This window comes from Pseudoalteromonas sp. S408 (genome assembly GCF_005886645.1).
GTDB lineage: Bacteria > Pseudomonadota > Gammaproteobacteria > Enterobacterales > Alteromonadaceae > Pseudoalteromonas.
Map to the genome: position 1 here is coordinate 1 of NZ_PNDY01000045.1, position 744 is coordinate 744.

Annotated in this window: 1 protein-coding gene; it reads right to left on the reverse strand. The window is 44.8% G+C overall.

Annotation, left to right across the window (positions count from 1 at the left end; translation table 11 throughout):
• A partial coding sequence (locus tag CWB62_RS18395; RefSeq protein ID WP_283235020.1) for an RHS repeat domain-containing protein occupies positions 1-728 on the reverse strand: 728 nt, incomplete at its 3' end.
• Positions 729-744 lie beyond the last annotated feature (16 nt).

Sequence of the window (744 nt, forward strand, 5' to 3'; positions counted from 1 at the left end):
CCAGCTAAGGGGTTATTCATACCGTAACTATATGGGTTAATCGACTGACTATTGCCCGGTGCTTGAATAAACGGATCAACACTCAAGAATCGACCGAGGTTATAATCGTACACCCGCCCGTTCATATGGATTAGCTCTACACTATCTAAATGCTCATGGTCAGTAAAGCCTCGATTCGTTTTTGCATCCGCCAAATCACCTAGTTTTGAAGCCCCAAATGATTTTAATCCACCACTGGCTAAACGTGGTTTGCCAAATGGGTCGTAGTTTCGCTCTGCTTCTACTTGCCCGTTGTGGTCGGTAAATACCCGTGCACTGCCTAAGCGATCGCGGTGGGTATAGCGGATTGTAGCACCTTCATTTGTTGTTTGGCTTATAACGGCGATGTCGTCTATATAAGCCCGCCAGGTGGTTTTTGTGTCAGTAACTTCTTCTTCATATAATTTACCACTGTAAAAAGTAGTCACGCTGCCATTTACTTGTTTAAAGCGCATATGCTGCGGGCCATAGGTAAAATTGAGAGTTTTACCGTCTTTTACTATTTGTGTGGGTTTATCCATCGCGTTATAGGTGGCGCTGGTTAAACCATCACCACTGGTCATGTTGCCTCTCGTATCATAACCAAACGACTTCCAACCACCCCGATAAACACGTTTTACTGCATTGGGCCCGCCTGTTGCGCCGTTTTCATAATCATACTGCGTTGCATAGTCTGATTTTGATAACAAATTACCCACCGCATCA